The following is a 7139-nucleotide window of genomic DNA, read 5'->3' as shown; positions in this document are numbered from 1 at the left end:
AGCACTAGAAACCGCAGGTGCTGCACTTATTAGTTGAATTCAGGTCACTGAACCATTTTTTATGTACGCAATTGGATACTTAACCATCTTATCGATTAACGTAACGTCGTTACTCTTAAATCCAGCAACATAGTTTTCCATGTAAGTGTCATGCACTTCAGATCGTAACTCTTCGAATGACATAGCACCTCCTCAATACTTGTTGAACAATTTCGGTGGCATCTTACTGTTCCAAGAATGCGCTAACAAATATCCCATTAGTTGCTCATCATCTCTATAAATAAAACAACTACCTAGCGATCTCAGCCACTTATCCTGCAACACCTCTAGGCTCTCTGGTTCAACCAAATGGTAGACTTCTGCTTGCAGCTTCAAGATCTCAGGCCAAGTTGTTTCCACGATAGATTCTATTGACATACTCTGACCTAAAATACTTTGGGCATAACAGCGTGTTCTAGCTCATTAGTCCAGGAATACGCACTTGATGACGTCACTCAGGTACGATTTAGTGCTACCGCAGCCCTTTCGGCTAGTTAAAAAAAGACACGCTACCGCCCCGGTACAACTGGGCTGCATTAACACGCTCCGCTGGCGACCGTCTGTGTTTTTCTTGTCTGATACTACGTTAAGCAAACTATCTATTTTTGACATTACTCAGTTTTCTTCGACATGGCAAAGTCCTTTCGCGGGTGACTCATTCACTCTTTCCTCGCGATATTCGTTACCGCGCGCTACAAGTTGCTTTGATTGGTTATAACGGCGCGGCTAGTGTTGGCGGCATTATCATCGCGCGCTGAAGCGCCCTCCCACAATAATTCGAGGCCTATGGGCAGCAGCACGCACCGCACTACATGAATGCACTTATTGTTACGTTTATGCGAAGCTTCCCGCGCCTTCTACTAGCCAATTGTTGAAAACCCGATTAGCCTGCTAACTCAACCAGCAAGGGATTGAGATGCAAGAGACAACGATGCGGCAGCGGGTGGCGGGTGTTTTGATTCTGCTTGGGCTGTTCGCTCAAATTATTGGCTTTATCGGCGTGATACCGACGGCGCAGGCGGTGAGCTATGTGCTGTGGGTGGCGGTGGCGCTGCTGTGGCGGGATATCCCGCGCCGTTCGCGCATTCAGGCGGGGATATTAATTACCCTTGGGGTGCTGATGCTGGTAGTGGCGCGGGTGATGTATGGTGCCAATGTAAATTGGCCTGCCATGCTTCAGGGCAATGTGTTTGTGGCCACGATGCTGGTGGGCGTTAGCTTTATTTCGTTGATTGGCACCCAGGGTAATAAGCGCCCACCGGGCAAACGGGTGACCGGTGCAGATGGCGTGCTGCGCACGTGGCTGGGGGTGCACTTTCTCGGCACTATTCTGAATCTTTCGACGATCTTTATGGTGGGCGACCGCTTAGCTAGGCGCTCTCCGTTAACCATGCCCCAGCTGTTGGCATTGAATCGCGGGCTTTCAAGTGCGGCATTGTGGTCGCCCTTCTTTGCCTCTATGGCGGTGGTGATTGCCTTGGCGCCCGAAGTTCAGTACGGCCAGATTGCGCTGGTTGGGTTTCCGTTGGCTATGCTATCGGGGCTATTAACCACCCTAGAGTTGAGGCGTCGATTTGATTTAACCGAGATCGACGGCTTTTCACTTTCGCCACGCAGCCTGTTAATGCCGGCGAGCATGGCAGCACTGGTGATGCTGTTTCACTTTTGGCTGACGCCGTCGCTCACCATTGTCAGTATCATTACCTTTTTACTGCCAGTGGTAGCGGTGCTGAGCAACCTGCGGGAAGGTTCGCGCTATACCCTGCGGCGCATTCGCCAACACACCACCATACGGCTACCCGCCATGCGTGGGGAAATTTCGCTGTTTTTAGCAGCGGGCTTATTAACGCTGGGGCTTTCTACCCTGGTAGCGGCCGCAGCAGGTGACGACTGGACGCTATTTACTACCTTTGGCATGTGGCAAGCCATGGTGAGCTTTGCGGCGATTACGCTGAGTGCGCTGGCGGGGTTACACCCGATCATTGGCGTTTCCGTGCTGGCATCTATTTTGAATTTAGCAAGCGGTGAGCAAACGCTGTTTGCCTTTGTTGCACTCAGCGCTTGGGCGGTGGGTACCAGCGTTGGGCCGTTATCTGGCATTAACCTTTCGCTGCAGGGGCGCTACGGAATCAGCGGCTACCGCATGATGAAAAACAATTTACTGTATGCCGCCATGATGAGCCTGCTCTCGCTGGGTGCGATCGCAGGCCTGAGCATCTGGGTCAATTAAGTGATGAGTGCGCTAGCCTCTTAGGTTTCGACGATTTTACTGGGAAAGCGGTAGAAATAGCGGTGGCCACACTGGTGGCATGGCTCCAGGCGCGAGACGCTTTCTAGCATCACCTGGGCATCGCAGTGTACGCACGCCATCAGGCCCGGCGCGGCGACTTCACCTTCGCAGTAGTCGGCACGGGCGGCTTCCAGGTCATCTTCGAAGCGTTCGCGTTCCACCACGCTGCGGTCGGCGATTGAAAGCAGCGATTCCGCCACTCGTCGTGAAAGGCTGTCGATATCAATGCCCAACCAGCTAGCAACCTGCTTACCGGTATCTGCCATGTAGTAGCGCATATCTTTCAGGTCACGCTCTACCCAGGCACGCAGCAGTGCTAGCTCGTCTTTGGTGTACTCTTCTAACTCCGCCTCAAAGGCAACGGCGTCGTCCAAATCCTTTTGTAAATTATCCCAGGTAAGGTCGTTGGCTCCATCCTGCATGCGTTCAAGCAGGCGCTCGTAGCCTTCACGCAAACGGTGATCGTTATGTTGTTCCATGGTACCTCTCCTTTTGTCGACCCAAGGTGCGGCCTATCATCGGCTAACCGTTCAAGGATACACCTGCATAGGATACAATCGACGCTACTTATCTGACAGCCGTCATCCATTATTCACTTTACGCCCTTTTAGGGGCGAATTACCCCAAGGCATTGAAAACACCGATGGACGCACATTATAGCCCCCGTGAGATTGAACGTGACGCCCAGCAGTACTGGGACAAACACCAGTGCTTCAAAGCAGTAGAAGACGCCAACCGCGAAAAGTTCTACTGCCTCTCCATGTTCCCCTACCCCAGCGGCAAGCTGCATATGGGTCACGTGCGTAACTACACTATCGGCGACGTTGTGTCCCGTTTCCAGCGTATGCAGGGTAAAAATGTCATGCAGCCTATGGGCTGGGATGCGTTCGGTATGCCTGCGGAAAATGCCGCCATTCAAAATCAGGTGCCGCCTGCGAAGTGGACCTATCAAAACATTGATTACATGCGTAACCAGTTGAAGGCACTTGGCTTTGCCTACGACTGGAGCCGCGAATTCGCTACCTGCGATACCAGCTATTACCGCTGGGAGCAGTGGTTCTTTACCAAGCTGGTCGAAAAAGGCTTGGTCTATAAGAAAATGTCCACGGTGAACTGGGACCCGGTTGACCAAACGGTACTGGCTAACGAGCAGGTGATTGACGGCTGCGGCTGGCGTTCTGGTGCACCGGTAGAGCGAAAAGAGATCCCGCTGTGGTTCTTGAAAATTACCGACTACGCCGATGAACTGCTGGCAGATCTTGATAATGTCGAGTGGCCCGAGCAGGTCAAAACCATGCAGCGCAACTGGATTGGTAAATCCCGTGGCGTTGAGATGACCTTTGATATTCAGGCGAAAGATGGCAGCGCCTGCGAGCCGCTGGCGGTGTATACCACCCGCCCGGATACGCTGCTGGGTGTCACCTACGTGGCCGTCGCCGCTGATCACCCACTGGCCAAGCAGGCGGCCGCACAAAACAGCGAACTGGCGGCGTTTTGTGACGAGTGCGCCAAAGGCGGCACGTCGGAAGCCGAAATGGCTACCAAAGAAAAGCTGGGCATGCTCACTGGGCACAAAGCTATTCACCCGCTCACCGGTGATGAAGTGCCGGTCTTTGTGGCCAACTTCGTATTAATGGAGTTTGGTACTGGCGCAGTTATGGCGGTACCCGCCCACGACCAGCGCGACTGGGAATTTGCGACCAAGTACGGCGTAGAACTCAAGCCCGTGGTCGCCGATGCCAACGGCAACCAGCCGGATATTTCCGAAGGTGCTTATGTTGAGCACGGTACGCTGATTAACTCAGGCGAATTCGATGGCCTGGAATTCCAGGCGGCGTTTGATGCGATTGCCGCGAAGCTGACTGCGCTTGGCCGTGGTGAAGTAAAAACCAATTACCGTCTGCGCGACTGGGGGATTGCTCGCCAGCGTTATTGGGGTGCGCCAATTCCTGTGAAATACGGCCCGGAAGGCCAAACTGTGCCGCTCTCTGATGATGAACTGCCGGTTGCACTGCCCATGGAAGTCACCGTTGATGCTTCCGGCTCGCCGCTGAAGAAGATGCCCGAGTTTTCTGAACTGGGCGATGGTTGGGTGCGCGAAACCGATACCTTCGATACCTTTATGGAATCGTCCTGGTACTTCGCCCGCTTCTGCTGCGCGGATAACCACGAAGCAATGTTGGACGAGCGCGCCAATTACTGGCTGCCCGTGGATCTGTATATCGGCGGTATCGAGCACGCGATCCTGCACCTGCTCTACGCCCGCTTCTTCCACAAACTGCTGCGCGATTTCGGCATGCTGGATTCCGATGAGCCGTTCCAGCAACTGCTCACCCAGGGCATGGTTATCGCAGAAACCTTCTACCGCTTGAAAGATAATGGTGGCAAGGAGTGGTTTAACCCCGCTGATGTGGACGTTAAACGCGACGAGAAAGGCCGCCCATTAAGCGCTGTTCTGATCAGCGATGGCCTGCCGGTAGAGATGGGCGGCATCGAGAAGATGTCTAAATCGAAAAACAACGGTGTTGATCCTCAGTCGATGATCGACAAGTTTGGTGCCGATACCGTCCGCCTGTTTATGATGTTTGCCGCACCGCCCGAGCAGTCGCTGGAGTGGTCGGATTCCGGCGTTGAAGGTGCGCACCGTTTCTTGAAACGGACTTGGCGTCAGGTGACCGAGCACCTTGCGGCTGGTACACCGGGCGAATTGACGGTTGATGCGTTAAACGACGACCAAAAAGCACTGCGTCGTAAGACCCACGAGACAATCAAGAAAGCCAGTGATGATATTGGCCGGCGCACCACCTTTAATACCGCCATTGCCGCGGTAATGGAACTCTCTAACGCAGTGGCCAAGTTCGACGATACGTCCGCGCTCGGCCTGGCTGTCAGTCGCGAAGCGCTTGAGACATGCGTGTTGCTGCTGGCACCCATTACACCGCACTTGTGCCACACGCTGTGGCAGCAATTAGGCTATGACCAGCCTGCCATTGAAGCCCAGTGGCCGAAGGTGGATGAAGCCGCGCTCACCCGCGACAGTATCGAACTCGTCGTGCAAGTGAACGGAAAGCTGCGCGCGCGCCTAGAAGCCCCGGCCAGCGCAGATAAAGCCGCCATCGAGCAACTGGCGATGGAGAACGAAAACGTCCAGCGCCATCTGGAAGGTAAAACGGTTCGGAAAGTCATCGTTGTACCCGGCAAGCTGGTTAACATTGTGGTGAGTGGATGAAACCATCCCAACACGTTACACGCCGTCGTTTCCTCGCTACCAGCATCGCCGCCTCAGCGGCGGTGCTGCTCAGCGGCTGCGGGTTTCGCTTGCGCGGTTTAGATTCAATGCCGCGCCTGCCGGCCCTGTCACTAGAGGGCGACGACAAAAGTGCCTTGGCCCAACAGCTACGCATCCGGTTACTGCAGCAAAGCAGCGAGGTTTCTGATGGCGCCCCCTGGCGGGTCACGCTGGGCTCACCGACGCTTCGCCAACGCCGTATTGGCAGCGAAGGGCGTGCCAGCCAAGAACATGAGCTAACGCTAAGCACGTCTCTCTCCGTACAGCAGCGAGAGGACAATGCTTATGTGCTTAATAATGCAACGATAACGACCGATACACGCATTCGGGTCAGCGATGATGACCTGCTCAATCGCGAAACCCTCTTTCAAGAAGCGGAACAAACGCTAACGCGACAACTGGCTGAGCGCATTGTCGAAAGACTGGCGAACCTTGAGGCCATTCAGTGAAGGTATTTTCGGATCAGCTTCCCGCAGCCTTAGCAAAAAAATTGCCTAAGGTGGTGATTGTTGCCGGTGATGAGCCACTGCAACATCGTGATGCCTGTGATGCCGTGCGCTCAGCCGCGCGGCAAGCGGGTGTTGAAGAGCGGGAAGTGCTTGATGTAGAGCCTAACTTTGCCTGGGGCCGACTGCTGGAAACCGCCAGCAACCTCTCTTTATTCGCCTCTAATAAGCTTCTGGAACTGCGGCTGGGGACACACAAACTTGGCCAAGATGGCAGTAAAGCACTGGCACAGTATGCGGAATTGATGGATGGCAGTGACGACTTGCTGCTGATTAGCATGGGCAAGCTAGACGCCAAGCAACAAAAAAGCGCTTGGTTTAAAGCACTCGATAAACACGGTTTATTTGTACCTGTATGGCCCGTTGATGCTTCGCGATTAGGCTACTGGCTGCGGGATCGCGCATCGCTGCATGGTTTGCAAATTGACCTAGAAGCGGCTCGTTTATTGGGTGAGCGCACCGAAGGTAATCTGTTGGCCGCTGATCAAGAGCTGCAAAAACTCGCGCTGATTCATCCACCTAATACTCGCCTTAATGTTGAAAGCATTGCCCAAGGCGTGGAAGACAGCACCCGCTTTGATGTGTTTAACCTTGCGGATGCCTGTTTAAAAGGAGAGCCAAGCCGGGCCTCGCGTATCGTTAACGGGCTGCGCAGTGAAGGGGTTGAAGCTCCCATCGTGCTTTGGGCACTCAGTCGCGAGCTACGCACCCTGCTTTCGCTGCACCAGCATTTGGATCAGGGACAAAGCTTTGAGCACGCGTGTAAAACTCAGAAACCAATGATTTTTGATAAACGCCGCCCCGCTTACCAAAAAGCGATCAGTCGCCTATCAATGAAACGTTTACACAAACTCCTGCTGATGGCCCAACGGTTAGATCTTGCTGTGAAAGGGGCTTCTGCGGTGCCCTTATGGCCAGGGCTTCATGACCTAGCCATGACCATGGCGGGCGGTAAAGGGCTGTTAGCTGAATCCCCTTGGACCTACCGCATTAGTGCAAATAATTAGCACTTTTC

At 54.0% G+C, this 7139-nt stretch carries 5 protein-coding genes; 4 read left to right on the top strand and 1 reads right to left on the bottom strand.

What is annotated here, in order from left to right; translation table 11 throughout:
• Positions 1-955: 955 nt before the first annotated feature.
• Entirely contained in the window at positions 956-2269 is a 1314-nt protein-coding gene (locus INT19_RS06210) for a hypothetical protein (protein ID WP_193060142.1), read from the top strand.
• A gap of 20 nt (positions 2270-2289) precedes the next feature.
• Here the strand turns inward: INT19_RS06210 and INT19_RS06205 are convergent, their stop codons facing one another.
• Positions 2290-2808 carry a zinc ribbon-containing protein gene (locus tag INT19_RS06205; protein ID WP_009723500.1) on the bottom strand — a complete coding sequence of 173 codons (519 nt, stop codon included), beginning with the start codon at positions 2806-2808 and terminating at the stop codon, positions 2290-2292.
• Positions 2809-2972: 164 nt separating this feature from the next.
• Between INT19_RS06205 and leuS the strand changes: the two genes are divergently transcribed.
• From leuS to holA, 3 genes are read left to right on the top strand one after another with little or no spacing between them, the layout of a single operon-like run.
• Positions 2973-5558, top strand: a complete 2586-nt coding sequence (gene leuS / locus INT19_RS06200) for a leucine--tRNA ligase (protein WP_193060141.1) — start codon at positions 2973-2975, stop codon at positions 5556-5558.
• Complete coding sequence (locus INT19_RS06195; RefSeq protein ID WP_089038121.1) at positions 5555-6067, top strand: LPS-assembly lipoprotein LptE; 513 nt, start codon at positions 5555-5557, stop codon at positions 6065-6067. Before leuS ends, INT19_RS06195 begins: the two co-directional genes overlap by 4 nt.
• On the top strand, positions 6064-7131 hold the full coding sequence (gene holA / locus INT19_RS06190; RefSeq protein ID WP_193060140.1) for a DNA polymerase III subunit delta: 1068 nt from the start codon (positions 6064-6066) through the stop codon (positions 7129-7131). The genes INT19_RS06195 and holA overlap by 4 nt, the downstream gene beginning before the upstream one ends.
• Positions 7132-7139 lie beyond the last annotated feature (8 nt).

Origin of the sequence: Halomonas sp. 3A7M (assembly GCF_014897875.1) — a bacterium.
Lineage (GTDB): Bacteria > Pseudomonadota > Gammaproteobacteria > Pseudomonadales > Halomonadaceae > Vreelandella.
The sequence above is the reverse complement of the archived record's forward strand: the minus strand, read 5'-3'. Positions and strand labels throughout refer to the sequence as shown.